General features: G+C 69.5%; 14 protein-coding genes. 10 read left to right on the top strand and 4 right to left on the bottom strand.

What is annotated here, in order from left to right; translation table 11 throughout:
- Nucleotides 1-116: 116 nt before the first annotated feature.
- From araB to O3597_RS11980, 8 genes are all read left to right on the top strand, one after another.
- Nucleotides 117-1,787, top strand: coding sequence for a ribulokinase (gene araB, locus O3597_RS12015; protein WP_164447108.1), 1,671 nt, complete (start codon nt 117-119; stop codon nt 1,785-1,787).
- Between the two features lie 8 nt (nt 1,788-1,795).
- On the top strand, nt 1,796-2,476 hold the full coding sequence (locus O3597_RS12010; RefSeq protein WP_164447386.1) for an L-ribulose-5-phosphate 4-epimerase: 681 nt from the start codon (nt 1,796-1,798) through the stop codon (nt 2,474-2,476).
- A 131-nt stretch (nt 2,477-2,607) separates the two neighbouring features.
- Nucleotides 2,608-3,606, top strand: a complete 999-nt coding sequence (locus O3597_RS12005; protein WP_235944735.1) for an ABC transporter substrate-binding protein — start codon at nt 2,608-2,610, stop codon at nt 3,604-3,606.
- Nucleotides 3,607-3,785: 179 nt separating this feature from the next.
- Nucleotides 3,786-5,327 (top strand): sugar ABC transporter ATP-binding protein, encoded by a 1,542-nt coding sequence (locus tag O3597_RS12000; RefSeq protein WP_164447107.1) that lies wholly within the window; start codon nt 3,786-3,788, stop codon nt 5,325-5,327.
- Nucleotides 5,324-6,397: an ABC transporter permease gene (locus tag O3597_RS11995; RefSeq protein WP_164447106.1), complete on the top strand. Its 1,074-nt coding sequence runs from the start codon at nt 5,324-5,326 to the stop codon at nt 6,395-6,397. Before O3597_RS12000 ends, O3597_RS11995 begins: the two co-directional genes overlap by 4 nt.
- Before the next feature lie 76 nt (nt 6,398-6,473).
- Complete coding sequence (gene yjfF, locus O3597_RS11990) at nt 6,474-7,460, top strand: galactofuranose ABC transporter, permease protein YjfF (protein ID WP_164447105.1); 987 nt, start codon at nt 6,474-6,476, stop codon at nt 7,458-7,460.
- A gap of 27 nt (nt 7,461-7,487) precedes the next feature.
- Nucleotides 7,488-8,990, top strand: coding sequence for an L-arabinose isomerase (araA, locus tag O3597_RS11985; RefSeq protein WP_281604194.1), 1,503 nt, complete (start codon nt 7,488-7,490; stop codon nt 8,988-8,990).
- A gap of 382 nt (nt 8,991-9,372) precedes the next feature.
- The gene (locus O3597_RS11980) at nt 9,373-11,469 is read left to right on the top strand and encodes an RICIN domain-containing protein (RefSeq protein WP_281604193.1); all 2,097 of its coding nucleotides are present in this window, start codon (nt 9,373-9,375) and stop codon (nt 11,467-11,469) included.
- Between the two features lie 194 nt (nt 11,470-11,663).
- On the opposite strand, the gene O3597_RS11975 is transcribed toward O3597_RS11980, so the two are convergent.
- Together O3597_RS11975 and O3597_RS11970 are read right to left on the bottom strand one after the other, a co-directional pair.
- A complete protein-coding gene (locus O3597_RS11975) occupies nt 11,664-13,427 on the bottom strand; it encodes a family 43 glycosylhydrolase (protein ID WP_281604192.1) in 1,764 nt (587 codons plus the stop codon).
- A gap of 127 nt (nt 13,428-13,554) precedes the next feature.
- Nucleotides 13,555-15,072, bottom strand: a complete 1,518-nt coding sequence (locus O3597_RS11970) for a ricin-type beta-trefoil lectin domain protein (protein WP_281604518.1) — start codon at nt 15,070-15,072, stop codon at nt 13,555-13,557.
- Between the two features lie 698 nt (nt 15,073-15,770).
- Here O3597_RS11970 and O3597_RS11965 point away from each other — a divergent pair.
- Nucleotides 15,771-16,760, top strand: coding sequence for a LacI family DNA-binding transcriptional regulator (locus O3597_RS11965; protein WP_208020885.1), 990 nt, complete (start codon nt 15,771-15,773; stop codon nt 16,758-16,760).
- Nucleotides 16,761-16,915: 155 nt separating this feature from the next.
- On the opposite strand, the gene O3597_RS11960 is transcribed toward O3597_RS11965, so the two are convergent.
- Nucleotides 16,916-18,289, bottom strand: a complete 1,374-nt coding sequence (locus tag O3597_RS11960; protein ID WP_281604191.1) for an endo-1,4-beta-xylanase — start codon at nt 18,287-18,289, stop codon at nt 16,916-16,918.
- A 481-nt stretch (nt 18,290-18,770) separates the two neighbouring features.
- Nucleotides 18,771-21,515 (bottom strand): beta-L-arabinofuranosidase domain-containing protein, encoded by a 2,745-nt coding sequence (locus O3597_RS11955; protein ID WP_281604190.1) that lies wholly within the window; start codon nt 21,513-21,515, stop codon nt 18,771-18,773.
- A gap of 334 nt (nt 21,516-21,849) precedes the next feature.
- On the opposite strand from O3597_RS11955, the gene O3597_RS11950 reads away from it, so the two are divergent.
- Nucleotides 21,850-23,157, top strand: a complete 1,308-nt coding sequence (locus tag O3597_RS11950; protein ID WP_281604189.1) for an MFS transporter — start codon at nt 21,850-21,852, stop codon at nt 23,155-23,157.
- Nucleotides 23,158-23,168 lie beyond the last annotated feature (11 nt).

Raw genomic sequence — 23,168 nt, 5'->3', positions numbered from 1 at the left:
GACCGGGGGGTGGGCCTGCGACCATGCAGTCCGTTACGGAGCTGTTGCCGGGAGGTGTCTTGACGACATCGGATGTGAGCGTTAACACTGAGGTCCGTCATCGGCCGGAGGTGAAGATGAGCGGTGTGGCAGCGGGCGACAAGTACGTCGTCGGCGTCGACTACGGCACCCTGTCGGGGCGGGCCCTGGTGGTCCGCGTCCGCGACGGTGCCGAGCTGGGAACCGCGGTGCACGAGTACCGCAACGCGGTGATCAGCTCCGCGCTGCCGGACGGAGGTACGCCGCTGCCGCCGGACTGGGCGTTGCAGGATCCGGAGGACTACCGCGAGGTGCTGCGCCAGGCGGTGCCGGCGGCCGTGGCCGCGGCCGGGGTCGACCCGGTCGACGTGGTGGGCATCGGCATCGACTTCACCGCCTGCACCGTGCTGCCGACGCTGGCCGACGGTACGCCGTTGTGCGAGGTGCCGGAGCTGCGGCAGCGACCGCACGCCTGGGTGAAGCTCTGGAAGCACCACGCCGCCCAGCCGCACGCCGACCGGATCAACGCTCTGGCCCACGAGCGTCGCGAGCCCTGGATCGGCCGCTACGGCGGCAAGATCTCCGCGGAGTGGCAGTTCGCCAAGGGCCTGCAGATCCTGGAGGAGGATCCGGAGCTCTACCACCGGGCGGAGCGGTTCATCGAGGCGGCGGACTGGATCGTCTGGCAGCTGTGCGGCGTCGAGACCCGCAACGTCTGCACCGCCGGCTACAAGGGCATCCGCCAGGACGGCAACTACCCGTCGGCGGACTACCTCACCGCGCTCAACCCCGGTTTCGGTGACTTCGTGGCCAAACTGGACGGCCCGCTGATGCCGCTCGCCGCGCGGGCCGGCGGGCTCACCGCTCGCGCCGCGGCCTGGACCGGGCTGCCGGAGGGGATCGCCGTCGCGGTCGGCAACGTCGACGCGCACGTGACCGCGGCCGCCGCCCAGGCGCTCGACCCGGGCCGGCTGGTGGCGATCATGGGAACGTCGACCTGCCACGTGGTCAACGGCACCCACCCCGCCGAGGTGGCCGGGATGTGCGGAGTGGTCGACGGTGGCATCAGCTCCGGTGCGTGGGGCTACGAGGCCGGGCAGAGCGGTGTCGGCGACATCTTCGGCTGGTTCGTCAAGCACGCCGCCCCGGCTGGAGTCGACTCGCACGAGCGACTCACCGAGCTGGCCGCCGCGCAGCCCGTCGGCGCGCACGGTCTGGTCGCGCTGGACTGGTGGAACGGCAACCGGTCGCTGCTGGTCAACCACGACCTCAGCGGGTTGATCGTCGGGCTGACCCTGGCCACCCGCCCGGAGGACATCTACCGGGCGCTGCTGGAGGCGACGGCGTACGGCACCAGGATGATCATCGAGGCGTTCGCGGAGGCCGGCGTGCCGGTCGATGACCTGGTGATCGCCGGTGGCCTCACCTCGAACGAGCTGCTGATGCAGATCTACGCCGACGTCACGAACCGGCCCCTGGGCATCATCGGCTCCGCGCAGGGGCCCGCGCTCGGCTCGGCGATCCACGCTGCCGTGGCCGCCGGCGCCCATCCCTCGATCCACGAGGCGTCGCAGGCGATGGGCCGGATCGCGGCGGCGGTCTACCGGCCGGATCCGGACCGGGTGCGCGCCTACGACGCGCTCTACGCCGAGTACCGGGCGCTGCACGACCACTTCGGTCGCGGCGCCAACGACGTGATGCTGCGGCTGCGGGCGATCCGCAACGCGGCAGTTGAGTCGGCGTCGTCGCCGCAGGAGGTGTTCGCGTGAACGTCGAGATGAGCCGACAGATCAGCGAGTTGCGCGAGAGCGTGGCCCGGCTGCACGGGGAACTGACCCGGTACGGTCTGGTCGCCTGGACGGCCGGCAACGTCTCCGCCCGGGTTCCCGGTCACGACCTCATGGTGATCAAGCCGAGCGGCGTCGACTACGACGACCTGTCCGCCGACAACATGGTGCTCTGCGACCTCGACGGCATGCCGGTCGAGGGGGAGCTGTCGCCGTCGAGCGACACCGCGGCGCACGCCTACGTCTACCGCGCCATGCCCGAGGTGGGCGGCGTCGTGCACACCCACAGCACGTACGCCACCGCCTGGGCGGCGCGGGGCGAGTCGATCCCGTGCCACCTCACCGCGCAGGCTGACGAGTTCGGCGGGGAGATCCCGGTGGGCCCGTTCGCCCTGATCGGCGGCGACGACATCGGCAAGGGGATCGTCAGCACCCTCACCGGGCACCGCTCACCCGCGGTGCTCATGCGCAACCACGGCGTGTTCACCATCGGGCGTACCGCCCGGGCCGCGGTCAAGGCCGCGGTGATGTGTGAGGACGTCGCCCGAACCGCGCACCTGACGCGTGCGCTCGGGCGACCGGTGCCGATGGCGCAGGCCGACATCGACGCCCTCTACGACCGCTACCAGAACGTCTACGGCCAACGTTCTTCGCCTCCGGCGAATTCCTGACCGACCCGGTGATCCGGGTCGCCCGGCACCACCTGACACACAGATTCCGCACCACCAGCGCTGGCTGCTCGTGCACCTCCGCGGCCGGCGTGGACAACCGCACCCCCACCCGAGGAGATCCGATGAGGAACATGCGAATGCCCATGGCGCGTCGGCGCGCCTTCGCGGTCGTCGCCGCCGTGCTGCTCGCCGGCGGCGTGGCGGCCTGCGGTAACAGCGACACCGGCAGCGGCGGCGACGGCGGCGACGACGGCAAGCTCGTCCTGGGCTTCTCCCAGGTCGGCGCGGAGAGCGGCTGGCGTACGGCCAACACCAACTCCATCAAGGAGGCGGCGGCCGAGGCCGGCATCGAGCTGAAGTTCGACGACGCGCAGCAGAAGCAGGAAAACCAGATCAAGGCCATCCGCAACTACATCCAGCAGAAGGTCGACGTGATCGCCTTCTCGCCGGTGGTGGAGTCGGGCTGGGACACGGTGCTCAAGGAGGCCAAGGACGCCGGCATCCCGGTCATCCTGACCGACCGCGCGGTGGACTCGGCCGACAAGTCGCTCTACAAGACCTTCCTCGGCTCGGACTTCGTCAAGGAAGGCCGGCTCTCCGGTGAGTGGCTGGTGGAGAACAAGAAGGACGCGACCGGCGACGTGAACATCGTCGAGTTGCAGGGCACCACCGGCTCGGCCCCGGCCAACGACCGGAAGAAGGGCTTCGCCGAGGCGATCGCGGCCGACCCCAAGCTGAAGGTCATCGCTTCCCAGTCCGGTGACTTCACCCGCGCGGGCGGCAAGCAGGTGATGGAGCAGTTCCTGAAGGCCCACCCGAAGATCGACGTGCTCTTCGCGCACAACGACGACATGGGTCTGGGTGCGCTGGAGGCGATCACCGCGGCGGGCAAGGAGCCCGGCAAGGACATCACCATCATCACCATCGACGCGGTCAAGGACGGCATGCAGGCGCTGGCCGACGGCAAGTTCAACTTCATCGCGGAGTGCAGCCCGCTGCTCGGCCCACAGCTGATGGACCTGGCCAAGAAGGTGCACGCCGGTGAGGAGGTGCCGCCGCGGATCGAGACCGAGGAGACCACCTTCACCCAGGAGCAGGCCAAGGAGGCCCTGCCCAACCGCAAGTACTGATGACGCACGGGGCCGCCGCACCGACGTGGCGGCCCCGCCGCGTCGCCCATTCCCGACGGACTGGGCGGCCGGCCCGACGTCCCGTGCCACGCCGCCCGACCGGTCCGTCGGCCGGCCGGGCGGCGTGCCGGTACAACTGGCCCTTCCGCATCGATGAAAAGTAGAAGAGGATCGATGGGATGACGGATAGTCGTCCGGTCCTGACAATGACCGGGATCAGCAAGTCCTTTCCCGGGGTGCGCGCACTCCACAACGTCGACTTCCGGCTTCTTCCCGGCGAGGTGCACGCCCTGATGGGCGAGAACGGCGCTGGCAAGTCCACCTTGATCAAGGTATTGACCGGCGTGTACGGCATCGACGAGGGCACCGTCACCCTCGACGGCGAGCAGGTGGCCTTCAACGGACCGATGCAGGCCGCCGCGGCCGGGGTCAGCACGGTCTACCAGGAGGTCAATCTCTGCCCGAACCTGTCCGTGGCGGAGAACATCTTCATCGGCCGGGAGCCGCGCCGCCTCGGTGCCATCCCCTGGGGCGAGGTGCGGCGGCGGGCCCGCCAGCTGTTGGCCCGGCTGGACCTCGACATCGACGTCACCGCGCCGGTGGGGAGTTTCTCCCTGGCCGTGCAGCAGATGGTCGCGATCGCCCGGGCGATCGACGTGCAGGCCCGGGTGCTGATCCTGGACGAACCGACGTCCAGTCTGGACGCCGGCGAGGTCGCGCAGCTGTTCCGGATCATGCGGCAGTTGCGGGACGAGGGCATCGCCATCCTCTTCGTGACCCACTTCCTCGATCAGGTCTACGGCATCGCCGACCGGATCACCGTGCTGCGAAACGGCGCGCTGGTGGGGGAGTACCCGATCGCCGAGCTGCCACAGCTGGCACTGGTGGAGAAGATGATCGGCAAGGAGCTCGACGTTCTCGAACTCATGGAGGAACACCCCCGGCAGTCGGTGACGGCGACCGAGGGCGGCTCCCCGTTGGTCCAGGTGTCGCAGCTCGGCCGCCGGGGTTCGGTCGCTCCGTTCAGCCTGACCATCAACGCCGGTGAGGTGGTCGGCCTGGCCGGGCTGCTCGGCTCCGGGCGTACCGAGGTGGCGCGGCTGTTGTTCGGCGCGGATCGGGCCGATCGTGGCGAGGTGCGGGTGGACGGCGCCCGGACCGGCCTGCGCAACCCGGTGCAGGCGATCGAACAGGGCATCGGCTTCTGCTCGGAGAACCGCCGGGCGGAGGGCATCATCGCCGACCTGTCGGTACGGGAGAACATGATCCTGGCCATGCAGGCCGCCCGGGGCTGGTTGCGTCCGATTCCTCGTCGTCGGCAGGACGAACTGGTCGACCGGTACATCAAGGCGTTGAGCATCCGTCCGGCCAACCCGGAGATGCCGGTGCGCAACCTCTCCGGCGGCAACCAGCAGAAGGTCCTGCTGGCCCGCTGGCTGATCACCGAGCCACGGCTGCTCATCCTGGACGAGCCGACCCGGGGCATCGACATCGGCGCGAAGGCCGAGATCCAGAAGCTGGTGGTACAGCTCTCCGACGGCGGCATGGCGGTGCTGTTCATCTCCGCCGAGCTGGAGGAGGTACTGCGGCTGAGTCACCGGATCGTCGTGATGCGTGACCGACAACTGGTCGCGCAGCTCGACAACGACGACACTGTGGACGCCGACCGCGTCATGCAGACCATCGCCAGCGGAACCGAGCGTGAGGAGGCGAGCCGATGAGCGACGCCGGGAACCGCTTCCGTACCCTGCTCGGCCACCGGCTGTTCTGGCCGGTCGCCGTGCTCGTGGTCATGTTGGCGGCCAACACCGTCTACCGTCCGGGGTTCCTGGCCGTCGAGCTCAACAACGGTCACCTGTACGGCACCCCGATCGACATCCTGCGGTTGAGCGCACCGCTGATCCTGGTCGCACTGGGCATGACCCTGGTCATCTCCACCGGCGGTATCGACCTGTCGGTCGGCTCGGTGTGCGCGATCAGCGGAGCCATCGCCTGCCTCTACATCAGCCGGGCGCCGGATCAGGACAACCTCGTCACCGTGCTGACCGCGCTCGCGATGGCGCTCGGGGTCGCGCTGGTGCTCGGCGCCTGGAACGGGGTCCTGGTCTCCGTCATCGGCATCCAGCCGATCATCGCCACGCTCATCCTGATGGTGGCCGGACGGGGCCTCGCACAGCTGATCGCCGAGGGTCAGATCATCACCATCAACTCCGGTCCGTACCGGGCGATCGGGCTGGGACACCTGTTGACCCTGCCCCTGGCGATCTTCATCGCGTTGGCCGCGGCCCTGCTGGTCGCGGCGTTCACCCGGCGCACCGCGCTCGGCATGATCGTCGAGTCGGTGGGCGGCAACCGGGAGGCCAGCCGGCTGGCGGGCATCCGGTCCGGTCGGGTCGTCTTCCTCGTCTACGTGGTGAGCGCCGCCTGCGCCGCGATCGCCGGGTTCATGATGACCGCCAACGTCTCCAGCGCCGACGGCAACAACACCGGCCTGTGGGTGGAGCTGGACGCGATCCTTGCCGTCGTCATCGGCGGCACCTCGCTGGCCGGCGGCCGGTTCTACCTCGGCGGCACGATCCTCGGTGCCCTGATCATCCAGACCCTCACCACCACGGTGTACGCCATGAACATCTCACCCCAGACCGCGCTGCTGTTCAAAGCGGTCGTCGTCATCGCCGTCTGCCTCATCCAGGCACCGGCCTTCCGGGCGAAGTTCCGCCGCCGACGGGCCGGGACACCACCGCCGCCCCAGTCGTCGCCGCAGCGGCAGAAGGAGCAGGTGCCGGCATGAGTGAGCGTCAGCGAGCGAATCGTCAGTTCAGGGTGTTGGTGCCTCATGGCGGCACGGAGCGCAGCGGAGTGTCGGCATGACCAGTCTTCCGATCTCCGCTCCGAGTTGGGCCAAGCTGCCCCGGCGGCACATGCCGGTGCTGGCGACATTGACCCTGCTGCTGGTGATGTACGGCATCGGGGTGTCCCAGTACCGGGCGTTCTCCAACGTCCAGGTGGTCTTCAACGTCTTCATCGATAACGGTTTCCTGCTCGTCATCGCCGTCGGGATGACCTTCGTGATCCTCACCGGCGGCATCGACCTGTCGGTCGGTTCGGTGGCGGCGATGACCGCGATGGTCTCGGCGTGGTTGCTCCAGTCCGGCCTGCCCGCGCTGCCGGTGCTGGTGATCGCCCTGCTGATCGGGCCGACGCTCGGGTTCCTGATGGGCTGCGCGATCCACTTCTTCGACATCCAGCCCTTCATCGTCACGCTGGCCGGGATGTTCTTCGCCCGGGGCATGTGCACGTTCATCAGCGACGCGTCGATTCCGATCACCGACGGGTTCTGGACCACGATGTCGCAGTACCGGATCGGCGATCCACGGGGCAACTTCGTCTCGATCAGCGTGCTTGTCGCGTTCGCGGTGGTGCTGATCGCCGCGTACGTGCTGGCGTACACGCGACTGGGGCGCAACGTCTACGCGATCGGCGGCAACCCGCAGTCGGCGCTGCTGATGGGGCTGCCGGTAGGCCGGACCCGGATCGCCGTCTACACGATCAGCGGCCTGTGCGCGGCGATCGGTGGGATCCTGCTGTCCTTCTACACGCTTTCCGGCGCCCCGCTGATCGCCATCGGAATGGAACTCGACGTGATCGCGGCCGTGGTCATCGGTGGCACTGTGCTCACCGGTGGCTCGGGGTACATCTTCGGCACGGTGCTCGGTGTGCTGGTACTCGGCGTGATCCAGACCCTGATCACCTTCGACGGCAGCCTCAACTCCTGGTGGACCAAGATCGTGATCGGAGGCCTGCTCTTCGCGTTCATCCTGCTCCAGCGCCTCATCGGCATCCGCTACAAGTGACCGCCCCTCTCGCGGAAGGCAACTCCCATGGCAACACACCCTGAACCTGAGGTCTGGTTCCTCACCGGAAGCCAGGCAATGTACGGCGAGGACACGCTCCGGCAGGTGGCCGACCAGTCCCGTCAGATCGCCGCTCTGCTCGACGAATCGCCGCACATTCCCGCCCGGGTGGTCTGGAAGCCGGTCCTGACCACCAGCGCCGACATCCTGCGGACCTGCCGGGATGCCGCGACGCAGGGGGCGGTCGGGGTGATCGCCTGGATGCACACCTTCTCGCCGGCGAAGATGTGGATCTCGGGCCTGGACGCGTTGCAGACGCCGCTGTTGCACCTGCACACCCAGGCCAACGTCCTACTGCCGTGGGACGAGATCGACATGGACTTCATGAACCTCAACCAGGCCGCGCACGGCGACCGGGAGTTCGGGTACATCCAGACCCGGCTCGGGGTGGCCCGCAAGACGGTCGCCGGACACGTCTCCGACCCTCGCGTGGTCTCCCGCGTCGGCGCCTGGACCCGGGCGGCCATCGGCTGGTCGGCCATGCGTTCGCTACGGCTGGCGCGATTCGGCGACAACATGCGCGACGTGGCCGTCACCGAGGGGGACAAGGTCGAGGCGGAGCTGCGCTTCGGCGTCTCGGTGAACACGTACGGGGTCAACGATCTGGTGCGGGTGGTCGACGAGGTGGCCGAGGCGCAGATCGATGATCTGGTCAAGGAGTACGACGACACCTTCCGGGTGGCCGCCGAGTTGCGGCCGGGCGGTGAGCGGCACGACTCGCTGCGGTACGCCGCCCGGCTGGAACTGGGTCTGCGTACCTTCCTGGACGCCGGTGGCTTCCGCGCCTTCACCACCAACTTCGAGGACCTGGGCGGCCTGCGTCAACTGCCCGGCATCGCGGTGCAGCGACTCATGGCCGACGGCTACGGCTTCGGCGGTGAGGGGGACTGGAAGACCTCCGTGCTGGTGCACACCCTCAAGGCGATGGCGGTCGGCACCGAGGGCGGCACCTCGTTCATGGAGGACTACACCTACGACCTCACCCCGGGTGAGGAACTGGTGCTCGGCGCCCACATGCTCGAGGTGTGCCCGTCGATCGCCGGTGACGTGCCGAACGTGGAGATCCATCCGCTGAGCATCGGCGGTCGCGAGGATCCGGTCCGGCTGGTCTTCGACGCCGCGCCGGGGCCTGCGGTGGTGCTCGGACTGGCGGACATGGGCGAGCGTTTCCGGCTGGTGGCGAACGAGGTCGACGTGGTGTCTCCGCCGCAGCCACTGCGCCGGCTGCCGGTCGCCCGGGCGGTCTGGCGGCCGCAGCCGCACCTGCCCGGCTCCGCCGAGGCGTGGATCACTGCCGGTGCCCCTCACCACACCGTGCTCTCCCAGGCGGTGGGCGTGGAGGAACTGCACGACCTGGCCGAGATGAGCCGTACCGAACTCGTCGTCATCGACGCCGACACCGATCCCCGGCGGTTTGCCGACGAACTGCGCTGGAACCAGGCGTACTACCGGCTCGCCCGGGGTTTCTGACGCCCTTCGACGCCGGCATGGCGGACCGCCCACCGTGGCCCGTCCGCCATGCCGGCGGCTGCCCGCGCCCGCGCGTGGCAGGCGTCCCCGGCCGATGTGCCACCCCGTCGGCCGGGGACCGCGAGCAGCTCCCGTCAGTGGCGCGCGAGTCGTGGACGTTACGTCTTGACGAAGGCCGTGTTATCGCTCACAGTCAATAGTGAAGGCGGACGATATCTGTGGCCGTCCGGGACGTGTCATGTCGCTGCACAACTGATGGTCACCTGATCTCTCCCTTGGGCAGAGCGGTCATGTTAGCGATTACAGAGGGCACCGCGGCGGCGACGGCGTAGGCCGCAGCCGGACCGCCCTGTTCGTTCTGCTCGCATCCTGAAGGAGAATCATGATTGCCATTGGTGAGGTCCCACGGACCCTGCCGGGCCGGCGCGGCTGGCTGTCACGCGCGGCGGCCATCCTGGTGGCGCTGGTGGTGGGCGGCTCCGTCGCCGCGGTGGCACCGTCGCCCGCGGTCGCGGCCACGGTGGACACCAACGCGTGGTACGTACTCGTCAACCGCAACAGCGGCAAGGCGCTCGACGTCTACAACATGGCCACGAACGACGGGGCGCGGATCACCCAGTGGGCCCGCAACAACGGGAACTGGCAGCAGTGGCAGTTCGTCGACTCCGGCGGTGGCTACTACCGGCTGCGCTCGCGGCACTCCGGCAAGGTGCTCGACGTGTACAACTTCTCCACCGCGAACGGCGCGTCGATCGTGCAGTGGAGCGACCACAACGGGACCAACCAGCAGTTCCGGCTGGCCGACTCGGCCGACGGCTACGTGCGTCTGATCAACCGCAACTCCAACAAGGTGATGGAGGTGCAGAACGCCTCGACCGCCGACGGCGGCAACATCGTGCAGTACGACGACTGGGGCGGCGCCAACCAGCAGTGGCAACTCGTCCGCGTCGACGGCGGCGGCACCCCCACCGACCCGCCCCCCGGCGGCAGCTTCACCAACCCCGTCGTCTGGCAGGACTTCGCCGACGTCGAGGTCATCCGGGTCGGCGAGGTGTACTACATGACCGCGTCCACCATGCACTACTCGCCCGGCGCACCGATCCTGCGCTCGTACGACCTGGTGAACTGGGAGTTCGCCGGACACTCGGTACCCCGGCTGGACTTCGGCACCAAGTACGACCTACCCGCCGGGCAGCAGGCGTACGTGGAGGGCATCTGGGCCTCCACGCTGAACTACCGGCCGAGCAACCAGACCTACTACTGGGCCGGGTGCATCAACTTCGCCCAGACCCACATCTACACCGCCACGGCCGTCGACGGCACCTGGAGCCGGCACGCCACCCTGCCGCAGTGCTACTACGACGCGGGGATGCTCATCGACGACAACGACACCATGTACGTCGCGTACGGCAACGGCACCATCAGCGTCGCGCAGCTCTCCGCCGACGGCCGCAGCCAGGTCCGGGCCCAGCAGGTCTACCAGACCCCGTCGAGCATCGGCACCCTGGAGGGCGCGCGCTTCTACAAGCGCAACGGTGCCTACTACATCTGGCTGACCCGCCCGGCCAACGGACAGTACGTGCTCAAGTCCACCAACGGCCCGTTCGGCCCGTACGAGCAGCGCCAGGTGCTGCTCGACATGCGGGGTCCGATCTCCGGCGGCGGAGTGCCGCACCAGGGCGGGTTGGTGCAGCTGCCGAACGGTTCCTGGTACTACATGGCCTTCACCGACGCGTACCCGGGCGGGCGGATGCCGACCCTCGCGCCGATCACCTGGACCGCGGACGGTTGGCCGCAGGTGCAGACGGTCAACGGCGCCTGGGGGGTCAACTACCCGAACCCGCTGCCGCTGCGCCCGGTCAAGCCGCTCACCGGCGTCGACACGTTCGCCGGCACCACCCTCGGTCCGCAGTACGAGTGGAACCACAACCCCGACAACAGCCGGTGGTCGGTGAACAACGGGCTTCGGCTGCAGACCGCCACCGTGACCAACGACCTCTACCGGGCACGAAACACGGTCACCCACCGCATCCAGGGACCGACCTCGACCGGCACGGTCGAGATCGACTACTCGACGATGCGCGACGGCGATCGCGCCGGCCTGGCCATGCTGCGCGACGTCTCGGCGTGGATCGGTGTCCGACGGGACAACGGTGCCACCCGGGTGGTCATGACCAACGGGCTGAACATGAACAGCAACTGGGACACCAGCAGCACCGGCAGCGAAATCGCCAGTGCCGCGGTCTCCGGCGGGCGGATCTGGCTGCGGGCCAACGCCGACATCCGGCCCGGCTCCGGTCGGCAGGCGCGTTTCTCGTACAGCACTGACGGGGTCAACTTCGTCCCGCTGGGCAACGCGCTGACGCTGAACAACAACTGGACGTTCTTCATGGGTTACCGGTTCGCCATCTTCAACTACGCCACTCAGGCGCTGGGCGGATCGGTGACGGTGCGCCGTTTCGAGTTGGCCACGCCATGAGGTGACGGTGACGGTCCGGCGTCGTACCGATGCCGGGCCGTCACCCACGGACCGGGGCCTGTCGCCCTGCCCGCCGAGCGGGCGACAGGCCCCTCCTCCGGTCCGGCGATTGCCGCCGCCGGCAGCCGGGGGACATGCGGGTGCCGGGTGGGAAGATCCCACCCGGCACCCGTCCGTTCTCTGCTACCTGTGGCTCAGGCGGCGCGGGACCACTGCATGCTGGCCGCGGAGCCGCACGTACGCTGCTCCAGGGCGGCACCGGCAGCGGTGGAGCCGCCGACCACGTTCAGGCACTTGTTGCTGTTGACGTTGACCAACTGGTGGTAGCCGTCGCCGGTCGACCGCCAGCTGAAGACCTGGTTCAGGCCGTCGTGGCAGGTGTACTGGATGATCTGCGCACCGTCGGCCGTGGAGACGTCGCGCACGTCGACGCACTTGCCGCTGTGCACGCTCTGCAGCCGTACGTTGCCGCTGCCGGCGTCGAGGAAACGCCACTGCTGCCAGGCGTTGCCGTTGCTGCTCCACTGACCGATCACCGCGAGGTTGTCGAGGTTCGGCTGCTGGACGTCGACGACCTGCCCGCTGTTGCGGTTGACGATCCGGTAGGCCGTCGGTGCGCTGCCGCCCCCGGCGAACTGCCACCAGTTCACGTTGAACAGGCTGCCGCTGCCGCCGGCGAAACGCAGGTAGAGATCGCGCGTACCGGTGGCGCCACTCACCCCGCAACTGGTGGTGGTCCAGGTCTGCCACCCACCGGTGCCGGCCACCGTGCAGGTGCCCACCAGTGGGCCGCTGGCGCCGTCCAGCCGTACCTCGATGCGGCCGCCGCTGGTGGCTGAGGCGACCCGCGCGGAGAAGGTGGTCGCGCCGGTACCGAAGGCAACCCCCTTGACCTTGATGTAGTCGCCGTTGTCGATCCAGCCGACGTTCATGCCACCCTCGCTGGACGGCTCGGTCTCGATACCGGAACCCCAGGCGATCGTCTCCGCCTCCTGGCGCACGTACGGGTTCAACGTGCCGACCTGGGGTGCCCCGGAGGTGGTCATGTTCATGGTGGGGATTGTCCCGTTGGAGCCGTAGGTGAATTTCTCCACCGCGACCGACCGGGTGTACCCGCCACCGCCGGGCAGCGCACCGTTGTGGTAGAAGAAGTACGACCCACCGGCGAAGTCGATCACGCCGGGGTGGTTGGTGAAGCTGGAGCCCTGCCGGGGCATCACCGTTCCCCGGTACGTCCACGGCCCGGTCGGGCCGGGTGCCGTCGAGTAGCCGATGAACTCCGAGCAGCACTCCGCCGCGAACACGTTGTAGTAGATCCCGTTGCGCTTGTAGACCCACGGCCCCTCCTCGTAGAGGGTGGGCCGGCTGGCATTGCCGGTGCGGGTGCCGAAGCCCCCCGTGGTCAGCGGGATCTGGGTCGGTCCGCCGGAGAACGAGATCATGTCAGGGTTGAGCCGCACGTACCACAGGTTCGGGTTGCCCCAGTACAGGTACGCCTGACCGTCGTCGTCGATGAACGCGTGCGGATCGATCTCGCCGTTGCCGACCAGCGGACGGCCGAGTGCGTCCCGGAACGGCCCGGTCGGGCTGTCCGCGACCCCGACCCCGATGACCATCTGCCCGTTCGAGCGTTGCCGGACCGGCACGTACCAGTAGAACTTCCCGTTGCGGGCGATGACGTGCCCGGCCCACGCGTTGGCGTCCGCCCAGGCGAAGGTGGCCAGGCTCATCGGCGTGCCGTGGTCGGTCCAGTTCACCATGTCGGCCGAGGAGAAGACCCGCCAGTCACGCATGGTGAAGTAGGTGGAGCCGTCCTCGTCGTGTCCGGTGTAGAGGTAGACCCGGCCGTCGTGCACCATCGGTGCCGGGTCGGCGGTGTAGATGTGCTGGACGATCGGATTGTCGGCCCGCGCGAGGCCGGGTAGCAGGGCGATCGTGCAGGCCGCGCTCGCGAGCACGGCGACGAGGCGCCGGAGTGCCGGGGCGCTTCGACGGGCGGGCCGCGGCATCATGCGGCACCGCCAGGATGCGAGGTGGTGCGGGCACGCGACGTCACGTCGCGTGCCCCCGACTGCCGGGCGGTCCTCATGCCCGACTCCACCGCTGGTTGGTGTTGCCGTGGCAGGACCAGAGGATGACCGCGGTTCCGTTGGCCGTACCGGCGCCGTTGACGTCCAGACACAGCGAGGGGAAGCGGCCGTTGCTCACCGTGCCGTTGCTGTTGAGCGTCCACTGCTGGTTGGTGCCGCCGTTGCAGTCCCAGACCTGCACCCGGGTGCCGTTCGTCGCGTTCGTCGGCACGTCCAGGCACTTGCCGAGGATCCGCAACGTCTGGCCGTTCTGGGTGATCTGCTGGTTGGGGTTGCCGTGGCAGTCCCAGATCAGGGTGCCCGTGCCGTTCGCGGTGTTCGAGTTGTCGAGATCGAGGCAGCGTCCGGCCGACTCGCTGCGCAGCCGGAAGGTGCTCGGGACCGGCGGGTTGGTGGTGCCGCCGCCGCTGACCCGGTACACCACGGTGCCGTGTGCCGGCACGCTCGCGGAGATGGTCCCGGTGGTCGTGGAGGTGCCGCCGGTCCACGCGTTGAGCAACGTGAACGAGCTGCCGGTCTTGCCGATCGCCGCCGCCGTGGTGGAGATCGTCGTGGTGGAGTTGCCCTGGTTGAACAGGGCGACCGCGACGTCACCGTTGGCTAGCCGCTTGGCCAGGATCCGCCGGGTGCCGTCGTGCGAGACCTGGACGGCCTGCAACCCCAACGTGTCCTGGTTGATCGCGATCAGGTGCTGGTTGCGCAGGATGTCGAGCGTCGCGGTGCTGGCCGAGCGCAGGTCGTTGCCCATCATCAGCGGCGCGGCCATCATCGACCACAGCGCGAAGTGGCTGCGCATCTCGGTGTCGTTCATGCCGCCGTTGCCGACCTCCAACATGTCCGGGTCGTTGAATCCCCCCGGTGCGGCGTAGCCGGCGAGTGGCACGTTGACGTTGACGATGTTCTGGATGCCCATCGGGTAGCCGTTGGTCTGGCCGCTGTCCCAGGTGTTGGTGATGTCCTCGGTGGTCCGCCAGAGGTTGGCCACGTCGCTCCAGTTGCGTTGCGGCCCGGTCTTCTCGTGGATGCTGTTCGAGTTGATGCTGTAGACGATCGGCCGTCCGGTGGCCGCCAGCGCGTCGCGCATGACGCTGAACCGCGCCACCTGGTCGTTGATGGTGCCGGTGGGGGAGCACCAGTCGTACTTGAGGTAGTCCACGCCCCAGGCGGCGAACTGCCTGGCGTCCTGGTACTCGTGTCCGAGGCTGCCGGTGGAACCGGGGAAGGAGTCGAAGTACTGGGCGCAGGTCTGGTCCAGCGGCCCCTGGTAGATGCCGAACAGCAGGCCCCGGGAGTGCAGGTAGTCGCCGAGGGCCTTCATGCCGCTCGGGAACCGCTGCGGGTGGGCCTGGAGGTTGCCCTGCGCGTCCCGGTCCGGGTTGAACCAGCAGTCGTCGACGACGACGTACTTGTACCCGAGGTCGCGCAGACCGTGGTTGACGATCGCGTCGGCCATCTGGCGGATGAGCGTCTCGTTGATGTTGCAGCCGAACGTGTTCCAGGTGTTCCAGCCCATCGGCGGGGTACGGGCGACGCCGTTGTTCAGCGCCTGCGCCGGCCTGGGGGAGACGACCCCGTCGGCGAAGCTCGCGGCGAGCGTCACCGTCAGGATGCCGAGGGCGGCGGTCAGCCACCTTCTCGCGCTACGCACGTTGGATTCCTCCTTGTGTCGGTGTGGTGGTCGGTGCGGCCCGCCGTCGTGGCGGCGTGCGGCGGGGCGGCCGGGTGGAACCCTGCGCGGATCCGGCGAACGCCGCCCACGTACGCGTGCAGTCGTCCGGGACGCCGATGTGCCAGGCCCGGACATCGCTGGTCGTCACGCCGTTGCGGGCCCCGCATGGCTCCCGCCGCGCCGTGTCGGCAGATGCCATTCCGATGACAGGAATGTTATCGCTATCATCAATGCCTGTAAATTGTCAGTTGCCGCTCGTGCAGCCGCACCGGAGTGTTGACACGGGCAGCTGACACGCCAGGGAAGTTACGGGTGTGACCGTTAACAGAAGGACCTGCCGGAAGCTGCGGTCGGGTCGGCGGTCACCGGGGCGGCTGCTGGCGCTAGACTGTGCGTGATCTAGCGCTCTCCACCCGGACGGCACGGCCGGCGTGGGCACCGCGCGAGGGGATCTTTGTACCTGAGCCGTGCCAGTCATCGCCGACGGGCTGCGGCGATGACTGGATTGCGGGGAGTGTGAGATGGCCGTACGCGATCCTGCGATGACGGACGTGGCCCGCCTCGCCGGTGTTTCCCACCAGACGGTCTCACGCGTGCTCAACGGGCACCCGAACGTGCGGGAGCAGACCCGGCTGCGGGTCCAGGCGGCCATCGCCGAGCTCGGCTACCGTCCGAACCGGGCGGCCCGTGCGCTGGTCACCGGCCGATCCCAGGTGATCGGCGTGGTCGCGCAGAACACCACCCTCTACGGTCCGGCCTCGCTACTGGCCGCGCTGGAGCAGACGGCCGCCGAGTCCGGTTTCGCGGTCAGTGTGGGTAGCGTGCGTGACCTCGACCATCGGTCGATCTCCGCGGTGGTCGAGCGGCATCTGGCGCACCGGGTCGCCGGTATCGTGGTGATCGCGCCGGTGGAGTCGGCGGGCGAGGCGCTGGAGCGCCTGCCCAAGGACGTGCCGCTGGTGACCGTCGACGGTGATCCGCACCGACCGATGCCGCTGGTGACCGTGGACCAGGCCGCCGGCGCCCGGGCCGCCACCCAGCACCTGCTCGACGCCGGCCACCGGACGGTCTGGCACGTTTCCGGCCCGTCGGACTGGTTCGACAGCGCCGGCCGCATCGAGGGCTGGCGGGAGGCCTTGACCTCGGCCGGGGCGGAGATCCCACCGCTGGTGCCGGCGGACTGGTCCGCGGCGGCCGGCTACCGGTGCGGGCAGATGCTGGCCCGGATGCCCGACGTCACCGCCGTCTTCACCGCCAACGACCACCTGGCCCTCGGAGTGCTGCGCGCCCTGCACGAGCACGGCCGCCGGGTGCCGGACGACATCAGCGTGGTCGGCTTCGACGACGTGCCCGAGGCCGCCTACTTCATTCCGCCGCTGACCACCGTACGACCGGATTTCGGCGCGGTGGCACGGGCGAGCCTGGAGATGCTGCTCACCCAGATCGAGTCGGTGAGCGGCGGTGCCCTGCGCCGGACCATCGCCCCGACCCTGGTCGCCCGCCGAAGCGTAGCCCCACCTCCCCGCCGCTGACCCCACCCCACCCACCCCACCCACCCCACCCCCGGAACCCTCCGAAGAGTTGATCAAGAAGTTTTGGTCGGCCTACGTGCTGGACGCGACCAAAACTTCTTGATCAACCGGTGGGGTGGGGTGGGGGTGGGGTCGGGGTGGGGTCGGGGGAGTGGTCAGGTTGCGGTGCAGGTGGGGGTGGCGGATGGGCCGACGCCGGTGCCCTGGAAGCCGAACTCGGTGCTGCCGCCCGCGCCGACCTGGCCGTTGTAGCTGACGTTGCCGAAGTTCACCGTCCCGGTGCTGCCGCTGGCCTGCGCGTTCCAGGTGCCGGTGACCGCCGCGCCGCCGGGCAGCGTGATCCGTACGGTCCAGCCGCGGATCGCGGCACTGCCGGCGGTGACCCGGACGGTGGCCACGAAGCCGCCGTTCCACGAGTTCAGCGACACCGACGCCGAGCAGCCGCCGCCACCCGGCGGTGGGGCGGTGGTGGTCGGCGGCGCGGTGGTCGGGTTCGGTCCGCTGACGCTGTTCAGCGCGTTGAGCACCGAGGTGTACGCGGGCTTCTTGTTCCCGTTGCCGTCGAACAGCAGCGGGTTGTCATCTCGCCAGGAGGCGGCGTCCCAGACGCCCCAGACCGTGATTCCGGTGCAGCGCGTCACGGCCAGGCAGGCCCGGGTGACCCGTTCGTAGATGCTCGCCTGGTTGGCGCCCTGGGCGACGTCCAGTTCGGTGATCTGCACGTCCACGCCGAGGTCGGCGAAGCGTTGCAGGTTGGCCTGGTAGTCGCTGGCGAGGGTGGTGCCCAGGTGGGACTGGAAGCCGACGCAGTCGATGGGTACGCCGCGCTGCTTGAAGTCGCGCACCATGTTGTAGATGCCGGTCGACTTCGCGTTGATGCCGTCGGTGTTGTAGTCGTTGTAGCAGAGCTTGGCGCCCGGGTCGGCCGCGCGGGCGGCGCGGAACGCGGCCTCGATCCAGTCGTTGCCGGTGCGTTGCAGGTTCGAGTCGCGCCGCGCGCCGCTGCCGCCGTCGGCGAACGCCTCGTTCACCACGTCCCAGGAGTGGATCTGCCCCCGGTAGTGGCTGGCCACCCGGGTGACGTGGTTGATCGCCGCGTTGCGCAGCGCGGTGCCGGACATGTTCTGCGCCCAACCGGGCTGTTGCGCGTGCCAGAGCAGGGTGTGACCACGTACGGACATCCCGTTGGCCCGGGCGTGTGCGACGAGGCGGTCACCGGCGCTGAAGTTGAAGACGTTCTGCTGGGGTTCGTTGGCGTACCACTTCATCTCGTTCTCGGCCACGATCGAGTTGAACTCGCGATTGAGGATCGTGGTGTAGGCGGAGTTGGAGAGCTGGAACGAGTTGGTGGCGGCGCCGAAGTAGCGGCCGCTCTGCGCCGCCGCCGCGCCGAGGGTGCTGGCGGCGGCGTGGGCGGAGGGCGCGACCAGCGCGGTGGAGACGAGCAGCGCGGCACCGGCCGCGACGGACATCAGCACGGTACGCGGCCGTACGCCCACGCCCCTGCCTCCGGTGGTTCTGGTTGTCATCGACGTGCCCTTTCGATGGTGGTGGTTCGGAGTGCCGCCGCGAATCAGCGCTCGAGTGCCGTTGTCCCGGGCCCGGATGTCCGGATCCAGGCACGGCGAATCGGCCCGAACGTGGATCGCCCGGGTTGTGCGGTGATTCGAGGTGTGCCGGTCGCCGATGACGGCGGCCGTTCTCCGAGGTGCGCGAGGATGTGTGCCGTCGAGGCGTGCCCTTCCGCGCGGATGGACAGCGCGCGGCGTCTCGCGGGTGCGACCCGGACAGGCCGCCGGGCGGGGGTCGGCGGGGTGACCGCCTCGGCCCGGTGACCGGTGGCCTCGAACAGGAGCGTGCCCGTTGCTCCGTGCCCGAAGCTAGCATGTTATCGATAACGTCATCAAGCGATGATGGTGGATGTGTAGGCGGTCCCGGGACGACGGCCGAGGCCGCCGGACACGACCCGTGATGGGTGGCGCGCGGCGGCCTCGGTGACGGCGGGTCAGCTCAGATGAAGCGCCAGCGGTGGTCGCCCGCGCCGCTGTCGTCCCAGATCACGATCTGGGCACCCTGACTGGACGAGGCCCCGGTGACACCGAGGACCCGCCCGCCGTTGGCGGACTGGATCCGGAAGTAGCCGTTCGCGGCGTACCGCAGCCGCCAGCGGTTGCTGGCCGCGCCGTTGTCGGCCCACTGCACCACCCGGGCGCCGTTGCCGCTGCTGCCGTTCTCCACGCCCAGCACCTTGCCGCTGTGGGAGTTGCGCAGCCGCAGGTAGCCGCCACTGTCCACGATCGCGGTCCAGAGGTGGTCGGCGGTGCCGGTGTCACCCCACTGGATCACCAGTCCGCCGTCGGCGGTGGACATGTTCTGCACGCCCAGCACGAGACCGGTGGCCAGGTTCTGGATGCGGCGGGCACCGTTGGGCACGAACCGCCACTGGTTGTCCGGCGTGCCGTTGTCCGGATCCTGCACGACGCGGGCGCCCTGGGCGGTGGAACCGTTCAGGGTGGCGAGCAGTTTGCCGGTGTGCCCGTTGCGGATCTTGTGTGACCCGTCGCCGACGTCCACGATCGTCCACCGGTGGTCGGCGGTGCCGGTGTCGGACCACTGCAGCACCTGTGCGTTGTCGGCGGTCGACATGTTCTGCACGCCGAGCACCTTGGCGCTGTTGGCGTTGCGGAACTTCACCGCGTTGCCGTCGACGACCAGCTGCCAGTCGTGGTCGGCGGTGCCGTTGTCGCCCCACTGCAACGCGGGCGCCCCGTCGGTGGTGGACATGTTCTCGATGCCGAGCACCAGGCCGCTGGCGACGTTGGCGAGCCGGAACGTCGCCGTCCCGGTGCCCGGGGACTGGCCGTTGGCGTTCCAGTAGACGGTGTAGTTGTGCCCGTGTGCGTCGTAGAACGGGATCAGGTTGACCGTGGCGCCGTTGGCGGTGGCGGTGAAGGCCAACGCCGAGGTGCTGGTCCGGTTGACCGAGGTGGTGGCCAGGGCGGGCAGGGCGGAGAGCGCGGTGTTGCCGTAGTTGCCGGAGAGCACCGCGGGGCCGTAGGTCAGGGCCACCACGTTCGGGTCGTCGTTGGCCGGCTGCACGATGACCCGCATCGGAAGCCGCACCGTCACCGTGTCGCCGGAGGCCCAGGATCGGGTGAGGGCGGCGTAGGTGCCCGGGGTGGTGGTGATGTTCTGCGCGGCGCCGTTGACGCTGATCGTCGCGCCCTGCGTCCAGGCCGGGATGCGGATCCGCATCGTCCACGACCCGCCGACGTCGCCGGTCACGGTGAGGGTCGTGGTGTCGCTGACCGGGTAGGTGGTGCTCTGGGTGACGGTGATGCCGCGCTGCGACCAGGTCAGCACCGAGGGCATGAACAGGTTCACCGTGAGCGTGGTGTCGTTGTGGAAGTAGATCGAGTTCATCAGGGTGGTGTTGGTTTCCAGTTGTGAGCCCTGGCAGCACCAGAAGGAGTTGTAGTCGGTGCTCCAGGTGCCGCCGCCCCACGCCGGCCCGACGCCCCGCCGCCCGCCGGGGTTCAACGGGGTGAAGTACGTGATGTGGCCGTGGTTGTCGGCCGGATTCTGCGCTCCGATCAAGTGGTTGAGCAGCGCGCGCTCGTAGAAGTCGAAGTACCCGGCCCGGTTCGGATCCAGCAGCCACAGCTCCCGGGTCAGCTTGAGCATGTTGTACGTGTTGCACGCCTCGCAGGTGTCGTTGCGCAGGTAGCTGGCGATGGCGTTGGGTGCCCGGAAGTGTTCGGCCTGGCTGTTGCCGCCGATGACGTAGGTGTGCGCGTTCACCGTCATGTTCCACGCGTTGCTGGCGATGTCCCGGTACCGGGTGGTGCCGGTGGCCTTGAACTCGCGGGCCGCGCCGATCCACTTCGGTACCTGGGTGTTGGCGTGCAGCCCGTTGAGCTGGTCGGAGTTGGCCGCCAGCGGGTTGAACACGGCGTTGTGGTCGAACCGCTGGGCGGTGGTCAACCAGCGGGCGTCGCCGGTCTGCTGGTACAGGTCGGTCAGCACGGCGTTCATCCCGCCGAACTCGGTGCCCAGCATGGCCTGCATCTGCGCCGAACTCAGTCGGCTGGTGCGCCAGTCCACCCAGCCGGCGAACGCCAGCAGGACGTCGCGGGCCTGGTTGTTGCCGATGTACCGCCACACGTCGAGCAGCCCGGCCAGGGTCTTGTGGATGGCGTAGTACGGCACGTTGCCGTTGTTGAGCGTGCGGTTCTCCACCGCGGTGAAGTCGGACTCGGGGACGCCGCTGAGGTAGCCGGTGTTGAAGCCCGCGGCACCGTTGTTGGCCTGGCACTTGGCCAGCTCGGCCACCATGTAGTTGGCCTTGTCCCGGCAGGAGGTGTCGCCGAGCACGGCCCACAGGTACGACCAGGCGCTCAGGAAGTGCCCCTGGGAGTGGGTGCGGAACGGGAAGTTGGGTGCCTCCCAGCCGCCGAGGGCAGCGGCGCCGGCGGTGGACAGCCGGTGGTTGGCGCGGAAGTTGTAGAGCAGCCGGTTGACGTCGACGAAGCGCAGGTAGTTGACCGTGCGGTTCTGGTTGTCCAGCCAGCGGCTGGCGGTCAACCGCACCTGGCCCGGCTCGAAGGCGTACGCGGAGACGCCGAGGTCGGGCCGCACCGGGGATAGCGCGGCACTGGCCGTGCTGTTGCCCAGCGCGGGGCCGACGGCGGCGGCGACGGCGGCCGCGCCGGCAGCCCGGAGCACGTGTCGACGGTTGAGGGACGGGTGGGGCATCACGACCTCCGTGGTGGCATGGGGGAGCGCCGCCCGACCCGGCGGGGTGGTGGCCGACCGGGCGGCGAGGAGCTGTGCGATGACGTCGACGCGCGGCGCGCAGCGCGCGTCGACCGGACGCGGCGCGTTCTGCTGCGGTGGCGGCTACGCCAAGTCCATCGATGTTATCGCTAACATACGCGGCCTTTTATGGCCACCGCAAGACGTCGGGAACGGGCCCGGCCGGGGGGACCCGAATTGACCCTCGACCGGGTCGAGGTCGGAGGGTGCCGAAGGCGACTGGCCGGCGCTGCACCGAGACCGGTCGGGCGGTCGGCGACGGGGGTTCATGGTGGTGGCGGCGAGTGGTGACCGGGCGATGGTGCCGGGTACGTACTGGGCGTGGCTGGGTGGTACCGCACTGAGTCTGGTCGGTGTGCAGGCGATGGCGTTCGCGATGGCCTGGGCGGCGGCCGGGCAGGGGGCTCGGTTCGCCGCTCTGGTGCCGACCGCGATCGTGCTGCCCCGGGTGCTGCTGCTGTTGGTGGGTGGTGCGGTGGCGGACCGGGTCGGCGCCTGGCTCGTCCTGATCGCCTCGAACGCGGCGATGATCGTGGTCACCGTGGCGTTGGCGGCGGCCGCGTGGTCGACGCTCGATCTGCGGCTGCCCCTGCTGCTCACCGCGCTGGCGATCGGCACCGTGGACGCCTTCCAGCTGCCGAGTTCGGGCTCGATGCCGCGCCGGCTGGTGCCCCCGGACGTGCTGGCCCGCGCGATGTCGGCCCGGCAACTCGCCGGGCAGCTCGCGTTGTTCGCCGGCCCGCCGCTGGGTGGCCTGCTGCTCGGCGTGGCCGGGCTCGCCGGGGCGGCCCTGACCAACACCGCCACCTTCCTGGCGATGCTGGCGGCCCTGCTGGTCGTCCGGCCCGCCGCCGAGCGGTCACCGGACGCGCTCAAGGCTGGGACGAATCACGGGCGGTCGCGTGACGCCCGGACGGCTGGTGACGGCGGGACGGGTTCGGGGTCGCCGGCATCGGCGGCGTTCGACGGGCTGCGCCTCGCCTGGTCGGTGCCGGTGCTGCGGGCGGCGCTGCTGGTGACCGGCGTCGTCGCCGGATTTCTGCTGCCGGTCGGCACGCTGCTGGTGCCGCTGCTGGCCCGGCAGCGGGGCTGGTCGCCGTCGGCCGCGGGCGCGGTCGTCGCGGCGATGGCGGCGGGTACGGCGGTAGTCGGGGTGGGTGTCCTGCTGCGCGGCGCGTCCCGCCGGCCGGGCATGGTGGCTGCCGTGGGCCTGCTGGTGGCCGCCCTTGGCGTGATCATTCTCGCGGCCGGCCGCACTCCGTCGCCGGCCGTCCTGGCCGGTGTGCTCGTCGGGGTCGGTTCCGGCTGCTTCGCCACACACGTCGGTCCACTGGTCCTGGCCGCCACGCCGCTCACCCACCTGGCCCGGGTGCAGTCCGTGCTGGTGTTGGTCCAGAGCCTGCCGTTGCTGGTGACGGCCAACGCGTTCGGTCTCGTAGCGGAGGCCACAGACGTCGCGGCGGTGCTGTACGGCTGCGCGGGCGTGCTGGCCGTGACCGGGCTGACGGCCCTTGCGGTGCCGACCCTGCACCGCTCGTCCGGCAGCTCGGCGCCGGCGGGTGTCCGTCGCCCGAATATCTGACTAAAGTCAGC

The organism is Verrucosispora sp. WMMA2044 (assembly GCF_027497155.1).
GTDB lineage: Bacteria > Actinomycetota > Actinomycetes > Mycobacteriales > Micromonosporaceae > Micromonospora > Micromonospora palythoicola.
The sequence above is the reverse complement of the archived record's forward strand: the minus strand, read 5'-3'. Positions and strand labels throughout refer to the sequence as shown.

What these genes read in the sequence shown, in the direction of transcription:
- araA (WP_281604194.1), top strand. Translation starts at nt 7,488, where the DNA reads ATGGCAACACACCCTGAACCTGAGGTCTGGTTCCTCACCGGAAGCCAG.
- araB (WP_164447108.1), top strand. Translation starts at nt 117, where the DNA reads ATGAGCGGTGTGGCAGCGGGCGACAAGTACGTCGTCGGCGTCGACTAC.
- O3597_RS11965 (WP_208020885.1), top strand. Translation starts at nt 15,771, where the DNA reads ATGACGGACGTGGCCCGCCTCGCCGGTGTTTCCCACCAGACGGTCTCA.
- O3597_RS11980 (WP_281604193.1), top strand. Translation starts at nt 9,373, where the DNA reads ATGATTGCCATTGGTGAGGTCCCACGGACCCTGCCGGGCCGGCGCGGC.
- O3597_RS11995 (WP_164447106.1), top strand. Translation starts at nt 5,324, where the DNA reads ATGAGCGACGCCGGGAACCGCTTCCGTACCCTGCTCGGCCACCGGCTG.
- yjfF (WP_164447105.1), top strand. Translation starts at nt 6,474, where the DNA reads ATGACCAGTCTTCCGATCTCCGCTCCGAGTTGGGCCAAGCTGCCCCGG.
- O3597_RS12000 (WP_164447107.1), top strand. Translation starts at nt 3,786, where the DNA reads ATGACGGATAGTCGTCCGGTCCTGACAATGACCGGGATCAGCAAGTCC.
- O3597_RS12010 (WP_164447386.1), top strand. Translation starts at nt 1,796, where the DNA reads ATGAGCCGACAGATCAGCGAGTTGCGCGAGAGCGTGGCCCGGCTGCAC.
- O3597_RS11955 (WP_281604190.1), bottom strand. Translation starts at nt 21,515, where the DNA reads ATGCCCCACCCGTCCCTCAACCGTCGACACGTGCTCCGGGCTGCCGGC.
- O3597_RS12005 (WP_235944735.1), top strand. Translation starts at nt 2,608, where the DNA reads ATGCGAATGCCCATGGCGCGTCGGCGCGCCTTCGCGGTCGTCGCCGCC.
- O3597_RS11970 (WP_281604518.1), bottom strand. Translation starts at nt 15,072, where the DNA reads ATGGGCTGGAACACCTGGAACACGTTCGGCTGCAACATCAACGAGACG.
- O3597_RS11960 (WP_281604191.1), bottom strand. Translation starts at nt 18,289, where the DNA reads ATGACAACCAGAACCACCGGAGGCAGGGGCGTGGGCGTACGGCCGCGT.